The organism is Streptococcus sp. HMSC062H02 (assembly GCF_001813005.1).
Taxonomy (GTDB): domain Bacteria; phylum Bacillota; class Bacilli; order Lactobacillales; family Streptococcaceae; genus Streptococcus; species Streptococcus oralis_S.
In genome coordinates this window covers 74,005-91,767 of record NZ_KV811097.1, presented here as the reverse complement: position 1 = coordinate 91,767, position 17,763 = coordinate 74,005, and the positions used below count along the sequence as shown (strand labels likewise).

17 protein-coding genes are annotated in these 17,763 nt (G+C 40.5%); all 17 read right to left on the bottom strand.

Features of this window, described 5'->3' with window-relative positions; all coding sequences use genetic code 11:
* Positions 1–2,057: FtsK/SpoIIIE domain-containing protein (locus HMPREF2885_RS01950; protein ID WP_261674081.1), on the bottom strand; the 2,057-nt coding region annotated here is incomplete at its 3' end.
* A 21-nt stretch (positions 2,058–2,078) separates the two neighbouring features.
* The gene (essB, locus tag HMPREF2885_RS01945; protein WP_049519732.1) at positions 2,079–3,350 is read right to left on the bottom strand and encodes a type VII secretion protein EssB; all 1,272 of its coding nucleotides are present in this window, start codon (positions 3,348–3,350) and stop codon (positions 2,079–2,081) included.
* Entirely contained in the window at positions 3,351–3,590 is a 240-nt protein-coding gene (locus HMPREF2885_RS01940) for an EsaB/YukD family protein (RefSeq protein WP_000434883.1), read from the bottom strand. It abuts the gene before it with no gap.
* A gap of 66 nt (positions 3,591–3,656) precedes the next feature.
* Positions 3,657–4,121, bottom strand: coding sequence for a type VII secretion protein EssA (gene essA, locus HMPREF2885_RS01935; RefSeq protein ID WP_000720508.1), 465 nt, complete (start codon positions 4,119–4,121; stop codon positions 3,657–3,659).
* Between the two features lie 11 nt (positions 4,122–4,132).
* Positions 4,133–7,162: a type VII secretion protein EsaA gene (gene esaA / locus HMPREF2885_RS01930; RefSeq protein ID WP_070656929.1), complete on the bottom strand. Its 3,030-nt coding sequence runs from the start codon at positions 7,160–7,162 to the stop codon at positions 4,133–4,135.
* A gap of 71 nt (positions 7,163–7,233) precedes the next feature.
* On the bottom strand, positions 7,234–7,518 hold the full coding sequence (locus HMPREF2885_RS01925) for a WXG100 family type VII secretion target (RefSeq protein ID WP_001173991.1): 285 nt from the start codon (positions 7,516–7,518) through the stop codon (positions 7,234–7,236).
* 220 nt (positions 7,519–7,738) lie between these two features.
* Positions 7,739–8,047 carry a hypothetical protein gene (locus tag HMPREF2885_RS01920; RefSeq protein WP_049490270.1) on the bottom strand — a complete coding sequence of 103 codons (309 nt, stop codon included), beginning with the start codon at positions 8,045–8,047 and terminating at the stop codon, positions 7,739–7,741.
* A 13-nt stretch (positions 8,048–8,060) separates the two neighbouring features.
* Positions 8,061–8,375 carry a hypothetical protein gene (locus HMPREF2885_RS01915; RefSeq protein WP_000960729.1) on the bottom strand — a complete coding sequence of 105 codons (315 nt, stop codon included), beginning with the start codon at positions 8,373–8,375 and terminating at the stop codon, positions 8,061–8,063.
* Positions 8,356–10,026, bottom strand: a complete 1,671-nt coding sequence (locus HMPREF2885_RS01910; protein WP_000185207.1) for a cutinase family protein — start codon at positions 10,024–10,026, stop codon at positions 8,356–8,358. Before HMPREF2885_RS01910 ends, HMPREF2885_RS01915 begins: the two co-directional genes overlap by 20 nt.
* Positions 10,019–10,441: a hypothetical protein gene (locus tag HMPREF2885_RS01905; protein WP_000747465.1), complete on the bottom strand. Its 423-nt coding sequence runs from the start codon at positions 10,439–10,441 to the stop codon at positions 10,019–10,021. Before HMPREF2885_RS01905 ends, HMPREF2885_RS01910 begins: the two co-directional genes overlap by 8 nt.
* A gap of 141 nt (positions 10,442–10,582) precedes the next feature.
* Complete coding sequence (locus tag HMPREF2885_RS01900) at positions 10,583–11,005, bottom strand: hypothetical protein (protein ID WP_049520609.1); 423 nt, start codon at positions 11,003–11,005, stop codon at positions 10,583–10,585.
* A gap of 140 nt (positions 11,006–11,145) precedes the next feature.
* The gene (locus tag HMPREF2885_RS01895) at positions 11,146–11,535 is read right to left on the bottom strand and encodes a hypothetical protein (RefSeq protein WP_000745394.1); all 390 of its coding nucleotides are present in this window, start codon (positions 11,533–11,535) and stop codon (positions 11,146–11,148) included.
* A gap of 407 nt (positions 11,536–11,942) precedes the next feature.
* On the bottom strand, positions 11,943–12,335 hold the full coding sequence (gene rpsI, locus HMPREF2885_RS01890; RefSeq protein WP_000075973.1) for a 30S ribosomal protein S9: 393 nt from the start codon (positions 12,333–12,335) through the stop codon (positions 11,943–11,945).
* 18 nt (positions 12,336–12,353) lie between these two features.
* Positions 12,354–12,800 carry a 50S ribosomal protein L13 gene (gene rplM, locus HMPREF2885_RS01885; RefSeq protein WP_001044624.1) on the bottom strand — a complete coding sequence of 149 codons (447 nt, stop codon included), beginning with the start codon at positions 12,798–12,800 and terminating at the stop codon, positions 12,354–12,356.
* A 210-nt stretch (positions 12,801–13,010) separates the two neighbouring features.
* Entirely contained in the window at positions 13,011–14,210 is a 1,200-nt protein-coding gene (locus HMPREF2885_RS01880) for an ABC transporter permease (RefSeq protein WP_001245392.1), read from the bottom strand.
* Positions 14,207–15,100: an ABC transporter ATP-binding protein gene (locus HMPREF2885_RS01875; protein ID WP_000895262.1), complete on the bottom strand. Its 894-nt coding sequence runs from the start codon at positions 15,098–15,100 to the stop codon at positions 14,207–14,209. The genes HMPREF2885_RS01880 and HMPREF2885_RS01875 overlap by 4 nt, the downstream gene beginning before the upstream one ends.
* Positions 15,101–15,349: 249 nt before the next feature.
* Positions 15,350–17,755 (bottom strand): phenylalanine--tRNA ligase subunit beta, encoded by a 2,406-nt coding sequence (gene pheT, locus HMPREF2885_RS01870; protein ID WP_070656928.1) that lies wholly within the window; start codon positions 17,753–17,755, stop codon positions 15,350–15,352.
* Positions 17,756–17,763: the final 8 nt, after the last annotated feature.

Genomic DNA, 17,763 nt, shown 5'->3' with positions numbered 1-17,763 from the left:
TGAGGGTGGAAGTTAACAGCGAGGGATAGGATATAGGATTGGATGGTTTCTGACTTCCCTGATCCAGTCGTCCCTGCGATCAATCCATGAGGTCCATGGGCTTTTTCATGCAGATTGAGCTGAACCAGGTCATCCTGACCACGCAGACCAATTGGCACAGCCAAACTCTTGTAAGGTGCGTTCTTTTTCCAACGGCTCGATACCTGCAAATCCTCAAAGGTCTCCGCCCCATACATTTCCATAAAGGTCACAGAATCTGGGATCGAACTCTTAAGATTTTGGAGGTGATTGAGCGGTGCCAAGGTACGGGCGATCCGCTCCTTGTCATAATCTGCTGGGAAATGATCCAAATGGAAGTCCGTCTCTTTCAAAACTCCTTCTTCCATGACCAGTTGGCCCGTATTGCGGTCCTTGATATTGATCACTGTCTGGATGTTCTCAGACAAGGAACTCATGACATCCTCTACAAAGATGAGAGAACAGCCTAATTCCGTTGGATCTTCGGTAAAGAACTCCATGATGATATGATCCAAAATCAGCTTCTCATCGGTCACTAAAACCACGTAATGAGGATGGAAGAGGGTGCTCTCCTTGTGGGATGCTTCTTCCTTTTGACTACGACGTAGTTTCAAGATTTGGTTCAAACTATTCAGAACTTGGTCCCGTGTTCGTTGATTGTAGACAAAACCGCGGACATTGAGTTCTTGCAGTTTAGCATGAGGTAGCCAACGCATCCAAGACCATTGCTCTTTTTCCTCTTCAGGCAGGATCGTAATAAACTGCACATCATGATAAGAATGGAAAGTCGCTAGCTGCATCACCAAAAGTTGCAGTTGTTCTAGAACGAGATTTCTAGGTCCAATATAACCCACCGGTCCATGGCTGAGGTTTGCCGGGATTGGCATATCTGGGATCTTTTTGTGACGACTATAGAGAGCGTAACCCTCTTCTTCTAGAGCATCCTTCTTACCGCTACGCTCCTGTTGACCGTATTTCAAGTCATAGCTAGTCGGCATTTTCCCGAGTCCCAAACGATAGTATAAAAAGTCAAAATGCAAGGGAGTCTTTTCGTAAATCCGATGATTGTAACTCTCAACCAAGTCCGTCAATTCTAAAATCGTTGGAAAATGATAGTGCATCCCTTCTTTTTGTTCTCGCTCCAGACGAGTCAATTCCTTGACCTTATCTTTCAGGTAAAGGCGATAGAGATCGACCCGTTCCTTCTTATCAGCCTTGTACTTTTTACGATTTTTGATAAAACCACGGATAGAAAAAATCATTGTGGTTATGGACATCCCTACTGTCGCAAGAATATAAATCCCTCGAGGTTGAATCAAGGTGATCAAGACAGTTACCCCGACCATCATTAAAGGAGGAACGATCAGCTTTAACAGTTCATCGCTCGGCTTAACCGGCTCCTGGCCTGGGGGATTGATCAAGATTTTATCCTCGCTACCACGATAGATGATCCGTGGAGAACGATGATAATCTGGATAATCTTCATAAAAACCATATCGAGATGGTTCTCTCAGAGTCAGTTGTGGCCCAACTTGGGCAGGACCCTGAACCCATACTTCATCTGGATAGAACTTGATCGTCACCGCCCCTAGACTCAACTCATCTCCAAAATCAATCAATTGCTGGTCCATTTGTTCCAGATGATTGTTTCGATAAAATGCGCCTTTTAGTCGAGTTAGCTTCCATTGATTTTGGGATTTTTGGAGTAAGAGTTCAACATCTCCATCTAGTGTGATCAACGCACCTCTTTGAGAGCCAATCTGAAACTCTGATAAATCCAAAAGGTCATAAACCCTTGGCTCCCCTTCTCGAAGATAAAAGACGACCTCACCCAAACGCAGACCATCTTTCAAGAGTCCCGCTTCATCATCGTACTGATAAAAGACCTCGTCACCATCGACCTTGAGCTGAATCGGTCTTTCCTGTTGAGAAAGGTAGACTTGGGCCTTTTCAGTCGCCCCGACCAAGACCGTCTTATCTGCACTCAGTTCTACTTCATAACGCAGACCTTGGCTGTAGAAAATGATTTGTTTTTTCATAATTTCTCTCCTTGGTCTACTTTAATTGCTAGAGGAGCTACTTGGAACAGGTTTCTTCTCAGATGACGGTTTGGTTTCAGAAGCCTTGTCTTGAGGGTTAGGAGTTGTAGAAGCATTGGAGCTTGATTCACTCGTTAGTAGCTCACTTCGACTATCCCAGTATTTCTTATACTCGCTTTCCAAAGTATTCAACTTACTTTCACGGTCTTTCCCTGACAAGTTGCCATCTTCTCGAACCTGCTTGATTTCCTGAGTCAAAGCATAGAGAATCAAGTCACTGTCGTTAATCCGTTTGGCAATATCTAGAGCCTCTTCAAAGCGATTGCGCCCAACCTGGATCCAGTAAGTCAAATAAAGCTCATCTGACTTGAGTGTTACGTTGTTCAAGATGACTTTCTTTTGTTCAGAAGAAAATTCCAACCCCTGAATATAAGAGTAAGCCAACTCATACTTTTGCGTATTCGGCAAGCTAGCTGGATCAATTCTCTCTAATTCTGTAATAACACCACTATAATCAACTTTAATAAAGGCAGTATCTGCCTGCAACATCTTTTCTTTGAAAGGATTTTGCACAAAAATCAGATAGATCAGTGGAACGATCAACAAGACAACGCTGGCTGTTAACCAAATCGTTGCCAGTTTAAAGACACGATGGCGTCTACTTGGAACCAAGACCAAATCTGCCCGTTCTTTCGCAGCCTTCTCCGTGTAGTACTTCTCCAAAACAGCTACTGCAGCCTCTATATCATCTGCCTGACATAGGTCATTTAAGAAGTCGGGCAAGGTCTCTAATTCCAAGGAACCATTATAAAGATCCATGAAATCCAAATCGCTAAATAGTGTTACTGTAAAACATTTAGCCTGGCGTAAAAAATCTTCTGAGGATATGGATTGAGGAACCATCAGACCAGGAATTCCACGATAAGCAATCTTAGCCTGAGCATCCTTGGTAATAAAGAGATTTACTGGGTGCAAAAGGAAAGTCACAGGTAACTCCAAGGCGCCCTCTAGACGAAAAACGTTTAGGGCCAAACGGATTCTTTCCGAAATGGTACGTTCCTTTATTTCCTCATAAGTCAGTCCATGAGCTTCGACTTGATAGGAGAAGGTGACACTATCCTCATCAGACACCATCGATTGCTCCAAAAAGAATGGATGATGCAAATCCAATAGTAAGAGTTCCCGTAAATCTTGACTCGCAACATCTGAACGTTTGAGTTTTAATTCCCAGTTTGTTTCATTTTTTTCATAGACAAACGACTGTCCACCAAATTCAAATTTTTCTTCAGCCACCTATATCTCCTCAATTTCTACTAAATCTCCTGTCGTCATAGGATAATCAGACAGATGTTTCCCTTCATCAATCAACAAACCTTTATTGACAATTCTTAATTGATATTTTTTTCGCTTGATACCTGGATTAAAAATCGTATCCACTTCTCGCACCAGCCGGCGCACTTCAATTCGCCGTGGAATGCGAATATCCACATCTCTTTCTCTCAAACGTAGGGTAATATTGATATGTTGCTCCACCTTTTTTCACGCCTCCTATGTCTGGTTTATCCTTTTCTAAGTTATTTAGACAGACTAGTTGTAAAATTAGTCCATCCCTTCTACCATCACACGATAACTCATTACTGCCGTTGCTCCAAAAAGCAAGAAAATCAACACCACATAGAATATCTCTGGAAGAAAGTCATTCAGACCACCTTTTTCTACATGGCCTATATTTGTTTGGAACTTGATTGTTTTTTGAGCATTGGGCTGAAACAACTGTTCTTCAGAAGATTTTTTCACTGGTCTCTGTATAGCAGAAAACAGTTGGCCCCTTTCTGTGATCAACTGTTCCTCTTGATGCTGTTGCATGTCCTGCAACCTCTTTTGAGTTGCTTCATTAAAAAGCTCCTTGGTTTGTTCAGACTGTAGACCAAATTTCAATCCCTCTTTCTTTTCAAGTCGGGAATCATCAATCTGCAGACTGTTATCCTTCAAATCATCTGCAGCAGCCCCAGAGACTGCTGCACATGTTACTAAGGTAAGAAGGAAAAGAATGATTTTCTTCATATTTCTAATTTCTATTCTTTCTCAGCTTGGCTTGTTTGAAACCACAAACTACTTTCTCTGATAAAAACATTTATAACAAGTAAAACAGCTATGACAACAATCGTTGCAACAAAAGCGATAATTGCTGCTGGATGTCCATCAAAGTATCCTGAGAGCAAACCTTCTAATATCGATAACGCATTGAGATTTTTGATAAATGCTGGGAAACCAGTTAGACTTGCTGTTGTCCCAATAGCATTTGATAGGTAGACAAAGCTAATCATCATAAAGAAGGAGAGTCCCATACCAATCACTCGGAAATGTTTAAGCAATAGATATTGTCCTTGAATCAGTACAAATGCGGCTAAAACAATTAATAGAACCCAAGATGGTTGATATTCACGGCCAACCTGTAGCTGAACACTTGATACAACACCAACTACCAATCCGACAACGAGACTTAAAGCAGATAGGATGGTTACCGTCATCAAGTCTGTATCATGTAACTTATCAAGTTTGAACTTATCTTTGACTTTGCGAATAACGTTTTGAGTTGCAAACAGATAGGCTGTAAAGAGGCTAACAATCTCCAATAGTAAAATCCATGTAAATGGACGGTAAACATTGACAGTCGCTTTCACTGAAGTAGCATTTTGGGTAACAGGATTGGATAAGAAGTTCAACAAAACTTCGTTTGGTACCCCATTTTGATAGGCATTATTCAGAACCTTCACAAAGGATTCTACAAAGTTTCCATTGTTAGTCAATTCTTCGTTAAACTGCGTCATCAAGGAGTCAGCATCTTGTGACAACTTTTCAGTACTTGTTTGAGCATTTGACAATTCACGATTGAACTTACCTAAAGTTTCATTCACAGACTCTGCAGCTTTGACATTACTTTGAGAAGACTCCTTCACACCCGTAGTTTCTGACAATAGAGCTGCATAATCCGATTTTAGGGTGGCCAATTGTTTATCAGTCTCTTCAAAAGCATCATTGCCTTTCCCTTGCTTCTTAACCAAATCCTTTAGATTATCTTCCAACTGCTCGTACAACTTTAACTGTTCCTTGATTTTTTTATTCAATTCTTGGTTGGTAGACAAAACATCCTGCACATTTTTTTCTAGAACAGGCTTCAGTTTAGTCAGTGCTGACAAGGCTTTATCTACTTTCCCTTTGACACCATCAGTTTCTTTATCGCTAGCAGGTGTAGTTAAGCTGTCTTCATATTTCTTCAGATTTGAACTAATAGCTTCAAGCCAAATATTTGACAAAGCATCTGTTACATCACTATTTCGTAACTCTTTGACAGCATTGTATGTTTGTCTGAGTGCTTCCACCTTTTGGTAGTCAGAAGCTATTTTCTGAACCTTTTGTCCATAACTCACTGCTGCTTGCTGAACACGTAACACATCTACTGGAGCACTGGCTGCTTGGACATCATTCAAGGAAATATTAATTGATTTTAGCTCTGCTTTTGGAGCTGGGCTTGGAGTCCCGGTTGAACCTGTAGTTGGAGTCGGAGCTGCCTCTGCAACACTATAGGCTACTTTAAAAGTCCCACCCGTCTTCAAATCAATTTCTTGACCAAACTCAACTGGTGTACCATCATAAGTAACTGAGTGAACTGTCACTCCTGATTCAGCTTTCCATGATACCTTAGCCTTTGTTCCTGTTCGTCCAACAGCACTCGTACTCGTGATTGCCAGATCTTCCAAATTCTTCAAATCAGTCGAATTGATTTCGTCACTAGGCTCTTTGATTGTTTTTAATTCAGTATAGTTTACAGAAGGAATTGTGATTGGTGTCATACCAAAACCACTAAATTCTTTTCCACTAAAGTCTTCTTTGGGTAGTTCTGAGATTGCAGAAGCCAGCTGCGTTTTTAGAGATTCCTCAACCTTCTCTAGGTCCTTATTTGCAGCTTTATCCAAAAATTGACCGAGAGTGATATTATTCTTCTCACTTGTCTCATAATAAGCAGCTAATTTTTCATCGACAAAGTTACGAATATCCTTTTTATGATTCTCAAACTTGGTTCTTTCATCTGTTAGATTGGTCTCTAAAGTAGCAATCTCTTTGCTGATATTATCTGCTACTTTTTTATAGTGAGCCTCAACTTCTGGTGACGTTCCATCAGTGGATGCTGGTGTTCCATCTATATTAGAAGTCAGAATACGTTGAGCTTTAATTAATTCCTTATAAGTTTCAATTTGTCCCTTAACGTCTTCCCAACTCTGAGAAATGAGCCCAGTGATAACATCCGCATGATTTTTCTTCTCAGTGACCCTATCCTGAAGCAGAGTGTCAAGCTTTTTACCATAGGCAATCTGTGAAACGTCATAACGACCAAAAATCTGAGAATAACTATCCAAACCTGTCTTTAAAGCACTGTTGGCGTCAACAGAGGAACTAGACATACTATAGAGAGTTGGGAAAAGATTTTTAGAGTTGATAGCTGTATTATATAAATTCGTACGATAGTTTCCGATATTGGTCGCTTGTATCTGTGAGCTAGCTTGGACATTCTTTTGTGCTGTATAAAGGTTGTTCAAAATACTAGCCATATACATATCGACTAACTGACCATTCAAATCAGCAACAATATCTTTCGCTAGTTTATTTGCATCATTTTCTACTTGCAAATTTCCTTGCGCATTCACCTTATAATTGATGGTTGTCTTGTCAACATTGATGCTGTTAATATCGAGTATTTTTTCAGAAAAGTCACTAGGAATTGTTAAAACGAGTTGGTATTTCCCACTTTCTAACCCAGAATCAGCTGCTCCACGAGGGACAACAGACCAGTTTTGTGAATTATCACGCTCGATATTTTTTACATAACTAGCACCTAGATTGTATTCTTTTGTATCTACGTAGACAGGCTTATCTTCATTTACGATAGCTACATTTAATTTTGTCTGCTGATTAGCCTTTGCATTATTTTCATTGCTAATCGTTGTATTTTTTTGAACAGATAGATTCAAAAAAATAATCAATGCAAGCAATCCTAATGCCAGCAGACTACTTCCTATATATTTAAAAATTCTATTCTTCTTCATATTACTTTAAATCTTCTCCGTCATAAAAAATAGGAAGGCTCTCGCCCTCCTAAAGCCACTTATATAACAAATTAAATTTGTGATGCAAGATCTTGGTCGTTTTGTTCAACAATTTCAGCAACCTTGTTCAATTGAGCATTGATTTCATCAAGCAAAGTTGCAAACTCCTCAATTTTTGGAGACAATTCTGTGAATTGGCGATCAAAGCTCTCAAAAGCAGCACCTTTCCAGTTGTCTCGGATAGTATTTTGCTCTTGAGTTAATGTACGAAGTACTTGTCTTACTTCCTCAGAACCTTGAGTGTACTTTTGAGCAGAGGTGCGCAATTCTTCTGTTGTTAATTGAATTAAAGCCATGTGAAACTCCTTTATATTAATTTATGCCCTCATTATATCAATAATTTGCCTCAATTGCAAGTTTAAAATTCATTTTTTATTCTATTTATAAAAAAATAAGAGCTATTTCCATCTAAAAACTAGTAAGAAGGATTAAATTATCTACTTTTCTTGTATAATTACTTCTTTTTTTATCTATAATAACAAACTCACATCATCCTTCTTTGATAAGGTATATTTGTTAAACGTTCTTTTCTTCTAACTTTCTATAAAAGTTTTTATTCTCTTGATGGCGAGCTTCCAGCACATTCTCTATACGACTCTTGTAAAGTTTATGATAGTTATCTAAATTATTCTCTATCTCAAAGATATATGGTTGAATTTCAGCAAAACTACTGTCTCTGCATGCATAGGAAAGCGCCTCTAGGAGATGATCCGTCTCCCTGCTAAACTTGTGGAAATCATCATCCAAATCCATCTCCAAACGCTCTAAGTCTCGTAATTTACGATTATGCTCATCCTCTAGTTTCTGAAGTTCCTTTTTATCCATGACCAGTTTTCTCCTAGCTTTTAATCGGACTCTGTAAAGTAGGGGTTTGCATGGTCTGGGTCAAGTAAGTTTCAGCAGCATCAGCGGCCTTGCCCTCAAATCCTCCCTTAATATTGTTTACATAGGTCTTAGAAGCATACTCTTGCATATCTGCGGCTGCTTCCTGCAACTTTTTAGCTAACTCAGTTCCTTTAGCAAGGATTGACAACTCTTTTGCAGTTACCAAGGCCCTGACTGCTTGGCGTTCTTGTTCCTTCATTCTTTCTTTGAAGCCTCTATCGAGTTGCTCTCTTGTAATTAAGGTATCCTCATCCGTTAGGACTAACATTTTTTCCCCTCCATGTTTGTTTTACATCCGCCAATAGATTGTTAAAATCTTCAGCACTATCTGTATCTATGGTCTCAAAGGAACCACTAGCTTTAACCAAGCTTTCCCCCAGTTGCTCGATTTGTGTCAGGAAGGATGTTGCTGCAGTCTTCGTGTCACTTGCAACGCCTTCATCCCAAAAGCTTGTTGTATCAAAACCAGAAAGCAGATTCGTAACTTCTGAGCTTGACAAATATCCAACCATGTCAAACGCTGTCTGTCTTGTCTCTTTTATCATGTTTTGAATATCTTCCTTAGCATCTGAAAGTAAGGTTTTCACAGATTTAACTTTGTCTTCCATGTCAAAATTTGCCAACTGGGCTGCTGTCTGAAGCAACTGAGCTCGGACCAAAATTCTCTTTTCTCCTGTAAGATTACCATTTCTCAGTTGTTCCTGATAACGAGGAATAGCTTCTCGATCCCACTTTATAGATTCCTGACGAGCTTCTTCGACAATTTTACTATATTCAGTTGTAAAATTCTCGTAAACAGCATAACCAATAGCTGCCTTTATTTTAAACTCACCCCTCATAATGGCATTTAAAACATTTGAGGCTACATTTTCATCGACTCCTAAAGCCCGGAGTGAATCCAACGTTGTCGCTATCAGTCGAGCTAGCTTTTCACCTGCCCTGAGCAATTCTGGGTGAAAATCCTCAGACGCAGTCAATAAATTTCCCTTTCCATCCGATTGGAAAACACCAAAGTCATGGGAACTTTCTGGATCAGTAATCTGGGTATAATGCAAGGGGACAAGGACATTGACTTTACCGACGGGTTTCTTAAGTGGTTCATCGGAATCCCCAGGTAATTTGGTAATGGTATGCTCACGATTAAGCATCCCCACGACATCAAAAGGATTGACATAGTACTCGATTTTTTCGCTAATCTTTTTGATTTTCTCGTCACTGAGTCCCATTTTCTTTAAACTCTTTGTCGTGTCCGGGCCGTCAAAGAGGACGACTTTGCTGATTTTCTCCAGTTCTTCATCACTGAGGCCAGCTACCCCTTGCGCAGAGACAATGGTCCCTAAGGAGTGACCTGTGATGTCCATCGTAGCTTGCGGAGCTTTTTCAGTCATCTCTGCGATCTTCGTTTTCATTCCTACTGTCGCTAACTTGGCTTGCGGCGTATGGATATGATTGAGAGCGAACTTAGCATCGTTGTCAACCCAGTCGTTCCAATTTTCTTTACTGATGGCATCACTTCCGCGGATGGTCATATAGGTTTTCGTAGTATCATTAGTCAAGGTAGGCGTATCCGTTAAGTAGTAGGCACTGAAACCAGCTTCATCATCAGTTAAGAGTCCTTTTTGATACCGTTTGTGACGAATATCCTGCCTCATCCCATTCGCATCAGGAACTGGTATCGATGTAACTTTATAAGTATCTCGCAAATCAGGATCCGGCTGCAAGTAGACTCTACCATTATGGGGTAGATGTTTACCTCCAGGGGTGATTTCTTCGTTATAAATTATTTCTTTTGAATAGTCAAACACTCTTGCTTCTATTGAATTATTTTTAGGTGGAAAATTATTGGGACGACCAATATAAGCCGATTGCGCTAAATCCGCATAAAAATTATCAAAGGTTTTTAAATTACTGTTAGTCATAAATCTCCCATACGTTGCCTTTCAAAACTCTTATCGGTTGCATTTCAGAAATTTTCTTAATATTGGGAATACTATTGCTATTATATTCTATAGGGAAACCAATTGTAAATTCAGTATCTTCATTGTTATTTATTTTTCCATCCAATGTTATAATATATCCCCCACCTTGAGGGGTACCATTTCCTATATTTTCTACTTTCATACTATCCCAATCAAATTGGACACTTTCAACTTTAGGATTTCTAGACTTTATAAAGTTCGCCATCTCCTCTTCATGCTCCTTCAGATAAGCCAACTGCTTAGCCCGTGGACTCAGAGTTATTCCTCCAAATAGATTTGTTTTCTGTGCCATCCATGCGCCTCCTCCAAATACTACAAGGGCTATAACTAGCCAAAGTAAAGTACGTTTTTTCATCTCTTTCCTCCTATATAGCGGAATCTAAGTATATTATATCATGAATGTAAAAAAAAAATACTTTTAGCAAGTATTCTAAGTTGGTAGAGAATGAGTAATATTAAATTTGAGTAAAAATTATCAAAGGTTTTTAAGTTACTGTTAGTCATAAAGATCCCATAAATTTCCTTTCAAAATTCTTATTGGTTGCATTTGAATAATAACAAGTTTCTCAGGGATTTCATTTAAATTACGTTTTAGTGGAAAACCTAATGTAAATTTAGTATCCTTATTATTATTGATTCTACCGTTCACTGTCATCATATAACCTCCGCCTTGAGGAGTTCCATTTCCTACCTGACCAACTTCCATACTATCCCAATCAAATTGGACACTCTCAACTTTTGAATTCCAAGATTTAACGAAGTTCGCCATTTCCTCTTCATGCTCCTTCAGATAAGCCAACTGCTTAGCCCGTGGGCTCAGAGTTATTCCTCCAAATAGATTTGTTTCCTGTGCCATCCATGCGCCTCCTCCAAAAATTACAAGTGCTAAAATTAGCCAAACTAAAGTACGTTTTTTCATTTCTTTCCTCCTATATAGTGGAATCTAAGTATATTATATCATGAATGTAAAAAAAAATACTTTTAGCAAGTATTCGGAGTCAGTGGGGAATGAGTGATGTTAAATTTGAATAAAAATTATCAAAGGTTTTTAAATTACTATTACTCAAACGGTTTCCCTCCAATGCCTAGGCCATTAACTAATGTCATCGAAGCTAAATCAACTTTTCCATCATCTACAATTATCATTACATGCCAACCAGAATTATCAATGTTATTAAACGTTCCATAAACATCAATAATATCTCCTCCTCCTTGAGGTGTACCATTTCCTACCTTATCCCATTGTGTCTGTCTCCAATCAATTTGAACAGATTCAATCTTTGAATTTTTAGACTTTACAAAATCTTCTATTTCTTTTTGATGCTCCTTTAAATAAGCCAACTGCTTGGCTCGCGGACTTAGAAATAGATTTGTTTCCTGTGCTAGCCATGCGCCTCCTCCAAATACTACAATGGACAAAACCAGTAAAATCAAGGCACGTTTTTTCATATTGATACTCCTTCAGATATATCATCTCCCTCTTACAATCCCAAACTCCTTAATTAAAAACAAATTACGGATCTATTGTTGCTTTAGAAATAGAAGATTGTCATTAAAACTAGTATAGCATAAAAGCCTCAAACAGCCTATTTCACCAATCACTCTTCTTGAAGATTTGTTAATAATTTGACCAGAAGAATTTGAGTTGAATGCAAAGAAACAATAGTGTGAATTGTGCTAAAAATCATCAAAAACACCTCATAGTGTGAATCATGAAGTGCTTGTGAACGTTGATAGTATCGTATTGATTAACGTTCTGAGGCAACTGACTTTGTCAGATTGCACCAATTTAGTATGAAAATATAAAAAAGAACACCTCGAAAGGTGCTCTCTGTAAGTATAGTAATTCTCTCGAATTAACGTTTACTAAATTGTGATGCTTTACGAGCTTTCTTAAGACCTGGCTTCTTACGCTCAACTTTACGTGAGTCACGTGTAAGAAGTCCTGCGCGTTTCAATGAATCGCGGAAGTCTGGGTCTACTTGAAGAAGGGCACGAGCGATACCATGACGGATAGCTCCTGATTGACCAGCGTATCCACCACCTACAACGTTAACGAAAACGTCGTATGAACCTACAGTTGAAGTAACTGCGAATGGTTGGTTGATAACAAGACGAAGGTCAGCGTGTGGGATGTACTCTTCAACATCTTTTTTGTTAACAGTGATTTTACCAGTTCCTGGAACAAGGCGAACGCGTGCAACAGCGTTTTTACGACGTCCAGTACCTGCATATTGTGCTTGTGACATACTTTATTGTTCCTTTCCTTAGATAAGTCCTGAAATATCAAGAACTTCTGGTTGTTGTGCAGCGTGAGTGTGCTCAGCTCCAACGAATACTTTCAATTTCATACCTTGAGCGCGACCAAGAGTATTGTGTGGAAGCATACCTTTAACTGATTTTTCGATCAAACGTACTGCATTTTTAGAACGAAGTTCACCAGCAGAGATTTGTTTCAATCCACCTGGGTGGTTTGAGTGAGTGTAGTAGATCTTATCAGTTGCTTTTTTACCAGTCAATTTAACTTTTTCAGCATTGATAACGATTACGAAGTCACCTGTATCAGTGTGTGGTGTGAATGTTGGTTTGTTTTTTCCGCGAAGTACGCTAGCAACAACAGCTGAAAGGCGTCCAAGAGGTACATCAGTTGCGTCAACAACGTACCATTTGCGTTCTACTTGGCCTGGTTTAGCCATGAATGTAGTTTTGTTCATGATTTCTCCTATATGAATATCGTTTTTGTTTACAGGGCGGATGTTCCGGTCCGCTAGGTATTTGAAAGGTTCCGGGGCCTTACAAATGGGGTAAACAATACCGTCTACTATCATACCAAATTTTACTACTAAAAGTCAATAGATATGAAAAATATTTTTGCCGATTTCAGTGTTTAACATCTAGAAAAACCTCGCTTTTGCGAGGCTCTCCTATTTATAAGCTAAGGCACGTTTAAAGGTTTTCCAGATTCCCAAATCATCTGTTTGAAGGACTAGACTAGCATACATGCGTCCGATAAAGGCTGTTGCAGTGACTGCAAAAACAACCGTTATAGCAAGGGAAATCCAAGCTTCTAGACCACTCGCATACCCATTTATAGCTCTAAATGGCATAAAGAAGGTCGAGATAAAAGGAATATAGGAACCAATTTTCAGAACTAAATTGTCCCCAGCAGCACCTAGAGAGGTCACACCGACAAATCCTGCTATAATCAAGATCATCAATGGCGACAAGGCCTTTCCTGAATCCTCAGGGCGAGAAACCATAGAGCCTAGGAAGGCTGCTAAAACAACGTACATAAAGAGACTAACCAAGACAAACAATAAGGTATTGAGCGAGAAGGCCTCCCCTAGATGATTTAAAATCCCAGATTGTGCCAAGATAGGGATGTCTTTAAAGAGCAGAATGGCAGCAAGTCCACCCACGACGTAAATGCCAATATGAGTCAAAATCACAAGAAGCAGAGCCAGCATGCGAGCGTAGAAATAATGACTTGCTCGGATACTAGAGAAGACCACTTCCATGATTTTGGTTCCTTTCTCGCTAGCCACTTCCTGAGCAGTGACACTAGCATAGGTAATCAAAATCATATAAAGGAAGAAGCCAAGCCCTGCGGCTGCAATGGTTTGAACAATTTTTTTGTTTTCCTTAGATTCATCAATCTTCTCAGTAAAATCAACAGTTTGACTCAGACGTTTTTCCTGTTCTTGAGACAAATTAGCCGCCGAGCGATTGAGTTGGTATTGCAGTTCGTTTAGCTTATTGGTTACTGCTAGTTTGATGCCTGTTTCAAGAGAAGTTTCACCATGATAGACGGCCTTGAGGACACTGTCCTCTTGGTCAATGGTTAGGTAACCCTTGATTTTCTCATCCTTGATAGCAGCCTGGGCACTGGCTTCATCCTTATAATCAAAGTTGATACCATTGGTACCCTTGAGCCCTTCTTCCACAGATGGCACAGTTGTTACTACTGCTATCTTGCTATTCTTGGCCATAGAAGACCCTTGGAGAAAGCCGATTCCTACAGATAAGGCTAAAAAGAGGAACGGCGAAATCACCATAAAGAAGAAACTCCACGACTTGACATGTCGAAGATAGGTTTCCTTCATTACAACCCACATATTTCTCATACTTCCACCCCTGATTCTAGTTTAAAGATTTCATCGATTGTTGGAGCCTGTTGGTCAAAGGTCGCAATATATTGACCTTGAGTGAGGATTGGGAAGAGTTCTCTTCCAGCGCTCTCATCATCTAGGATCAATTTCCAACTGCCTTGCTTGGTCAAGCTCACCTGTTTGACATGAGGAAGATTTTCCAATTCTTCCTTACTTCGTTCACTTGAAACAAAGAGACGTGTTTTCCCGTATTGATTGCGAACATCCTGAACTGGTCCATGCAAGACCACACGCCCATCACGAATCATCAGAATATCATCGCAAAGTTCCTCAACGTTGGTCATGACATGGTCAGAAAAGATAATGATTGCACCGCGCTCTTTCTCTTTTAAGATGACCTGCTTGAGCAACTCAGTATTGACTGGATCCAAACCACTAAAAGGCTCATCCAAGATAATCAAGTCTGGCTCATGGATTAGGGTGATAATCAGCTGAATTTTCTGCTGATTACCTTTTGAGAGACTCTTGATCTTGTCTGTTAATTTCCCCTTAACTTCTAGTTTTTCCATCCATTGAGGGAGTTTTTCCTTGACTTCCTTAGCATCCATACCTTTTAGAGTCGCCAAGTAGCGAACTTGTTCAAGGACTGTCAACTTGGGCATAAGACTGCGTTCCTCAGGCAGATAACCAATCCGTGCATAGGTTTCCTGACGAATCTCCTGCCCATCCAGACTGATCTCTCCTTGATACTCTAAAAATTTCAACATACTGTGGAAAATCGTTGTTTTCCCAGCACCATTCTTCCCGACCAAGCCCAGAATCCTTCCTGGACTTGCCTGAAAATCGACACCAAACAAGACTTGCTTGGGACCGAAACTTTTCTCTAGATTTCTTACTTCTAACATTTTCCACCTCCGAGATATGTTGCACTTATTATACTCCTTTTTGATAGCCTTTACAACGATTTATGTCCATTTTATCGGATTATAAGTAGCAAAAGTATCCTATCTCTAATAAATTTTAAGTGCTTCAGTGATAGCTTTAGTATAACTCATTAAAGACTTTCTGAGATGGCTTCCTCCTCAACTATCGCTTTTCTCTTCTGAACTGTCCTTTTGAAACTAAAAATCCACCCCGAAGGATGGATTGATGAGTTAACGTACTTCTGCATTCACTTTTTCTTCGAGTGATGCTTGGATTTTTTCCATATAGCGTGCGACTTCTTCGTCTGTCAAGCTATCTTCTGGATTTTGGAAGGTCAAGCTATAGGCCATTGACTTCATGCCAACTCCCAGTTTTTCGCCTGAGAAGACGTCAAAGAGTTTGATATCTGTCAAACGTTTCACGCCGGCAGCTCGGATAGCATCTACAACTTCTTGGTGAGTGACTTCTGCCTTGAGGAGTAGAGCCACGTCACGACTGACTGCTGGGAATTTGGTGATTTCCACAAATGGAGCAGCTGGTTGAAGGGCAGCTTCAATGGCTGAAAGGTTGAGCTCCGCTACATAAGTTTCTGGGATATCGTAAGCCTTGGCAGTAACTGGATGCACTTGGCCAAGGAAACCAAGAACTTGGTCGCCAAGTGAAATCACGGCCGTACGTCCTGGATGGAGACTTGCAATCTCAGCTGTTGCTGCATAGGTCACTTCTAGTCCCAAGCGAGTAAAGAGGGCTTCAAGGATTCCCTTAGCATAGAAGAAATCAACTGGAACTGCTGCCGTTTGGAAATCTTTTTCAGCAACCAAGCCGGTTAAGGCAAAGGCAAAGCTATTGATCTCATTTGGTAGATCTTCTTTTGGATTGCCTGTTTGTTCAAAGACTTTTCCAATCTCGTAAAGAGCCAAGTTTTTGTTCTTACGAGCCACGTTGTAGGCAACGGTATCAAGGATACCTGAGACCATATTTTGACGGAGGACAGAACGGTCCACTGTCATTGGCCACATGAGTTCTGTAAGGTTACTTGGTTGAGCTGTGAACTCAACTGCTTTTTCAGGCGTTGTCAAAGCGTAGGTGATGATCTCTGTCAAACCTGCTCCTTCAGCGATGGTACGAACTTGGCGACGCAATTTTTGTGTCGCAGTCAATTCACCAGCTGTACCGTCATCTTTTGGAAGACTAGTTGGCAAGCGATCATAACCATAGATACGGGCGATTTCTTCAAAGAGGTCAGCTTCGATAGTGATATCCCAACGACGACGGGGTACGCTGACTGTAAAGCTTTCTGCATTGCCAGAAAGGCCAAAGCCAAGACGACGGAAGACATCTTCCACATCAGCATAGGAAAGCTCAGTCCCAAGGACGCGGTTAACGTCTGCAAGGGTTGAAGAAACTTCTACATCAGAAATATCAAGCTGGCCTGCTGAAACGATACCCTTACGCACTGTCGCACCTGCAAGATTAGCAATCATGCTAGCCGCCGCATCAAGGGCTTCGTTAACAGTTGCCACGTTGATTCCCTTTTCAAAGCGGGAAGATGATTCTGAACGAAGATTCAGGCGACCGCTGGTCTTACGGATAGATTTGCCATTGAAAACAGCAGCTTCAAGGACAACACGACTAGATTTTTCAGAGATTTCTGTTGCTTGACCACCCATAACACCTGCAAGAGCTACTGGTTTGTCTGAGACAGTGATGACTAGGTCACTTGTTTCCAACTCACGTTCTTCACCATCCAAGGTCACCAACTTTTCACCAGCACGCGCTTCACGTACACGGATGTCATTTCCTTCAAAGGTATCCAAGTCAAAGGCATGCATTGGTTGGCCAAAGTAGAGTAAGATATAGTTGGTCACATCCACTACGTTGTTGATAGGACGGATACCTTCATTCATAAGAAGATTTTGCAACCATTGTGGACTTGGTGCGATAGTAACATTGTCCAAGATACGAGCTGCATAGTAAGGCGCCTTATCTGTGTCAATGCCTACAGAAAGGGCATCTGCTGCAGCTTCATTTGTTTCTGTTAAACTGAATTCTTTAAAGCTAACTGCCTTGTCATAGATGGCTGCCACTTCGTGCGCTACTCCACGCATAGATAGAGCGTCTGCACGGTTTGGCGTGATAGAAAGTTCGATGATTTCGTCATCCAAGTCTAGGTAAGAGAAAACTTCATCCCCAGGAACAGCATCTTGAGGCAAGATTTGGATACCATCTGCGAATTCCTTTGGCACAACTGAGTCAGAAATACCTAATTCACCAAGGGAACAGATCATTCCAAGTGACTCTAAACCACGGATTTTCCCTTTTTTAATCTTGTAATTATCAGCAATACGAGCTCCCGGAAGTGCCACCATGACCTTGATACCAGCACGCACATTTGGGGCACCACAAACGATCTGACGGGCTTCTTCTTCGCCAACGTTAACCTGACAAACATGGAGGTGAGTTTCTGGTACATCTTCGCAAGACAAGACCTCACCGACGACAATTTTTGAGAGACCGGCAGCCGGTGATTCCACACCTTCGACCTCAATCCCTGTGGTTGACATTTTTTCAGCCAACTCTTGTGATGGCACATCAATGTCCACCAATTCTTTTAACCATTTATAAGATACAAGCATAATTCTGA

Coding starts and splice junctions, on each gene's coding strand:
- HMPREF2885_RS01920 (WP_049490270.1), bottom strand. CDS start 8,047: ATGGATAAAAAGGAACTTCAGAAACTAGAGGATGAGCATAATCGTAAA.
- pheT (WP_070656928.1), bottom strand. CDS start 17,755: ATGCTTGTATCTTATAAATGGTTAAAAGAATTGGTGGACATTGATGTG.
- HMPREF2885_RS01925 (WP_001173991.1), bottom strand. CDS start 7,518: ATGGCTTTAATTCAATTAACAACAGAAGAATTGCGCACCTCTGCTCAA.
- HMPREF2885_RS01905 (WP_000747465.1), bottom strand. CDS start 10,441: ATGAAAAAACGTACTTTACTTTGGCTAGTTATAGCCCTTGTAGTATTT.
- HMPREF2885_RS01880 (WP_001245392.1), bottom strand. CDS start 14,210: ATGAGAAATATGTGGGTTGTAATGAAGGAAACCTATCTTCGACATGTC.
- esaA (WP_070656929.1), bottom strand. CDS start 7,162: ATGAAGAAGAATAGAATTTTTAAATATATAGGAAGTAGTCTGCTGGCA.
- HMPREF2885_RS01900 (WP_049520609.1), bottom strand. CDS start 11,005: ATGAAAAAACGTACTTTAGTTTGGCTAATTTTAGCACTTGTAATTTTT.
- HMPREF2885_RS01875 (WP_000895262.1), bottom strand. CDS start 15,100: ATGTTAGAAGTAAGAAATCTAGAGAAAAGTTTCGGTCCCAAGCAAGTC.
- rpsI (WP_000075973.1), bottom strand. CDS start 12,335: ATGTCACAAGCACAATATGCAGGTACTGGACGTCGTAAAAACGCTGTT.
- HMPREF2885_RS01895 (WP_000745394.1), bottom strand. CDS start 11,535: ATGAAAAAACGTGCCTTGATTTTACTGGTTTTGTCCATTGTAGTATTT.
- essA (WP_000720508.1), bottom strand. CDS start 4,121: ATGAAGAAAATCATTCTTTTCCTTCTTACCTTAGTAACATGTGCAGCA.
- rplM (WP_001044624.1), bottom strand. CDS start 12,800: ATGAACAAAACTACATTCATGGCTAAACCAGGCCAAGTAGAACGCAAA.
- HMPREF2885_RS01910 (WP_000185207.1), bottom strand. CDS start 10,026: ATGACTAACAGTAATTTAAAAACCTTTGATAATTTTTATGCGGATTTA.
- HMPREF2885_RS01915 (WP_000960729.1), bottom strand. CDS start 8,375: ATGTTAGTCCTAACGGATGAGGATACCTTAATTACAAGAGAGCAACTC.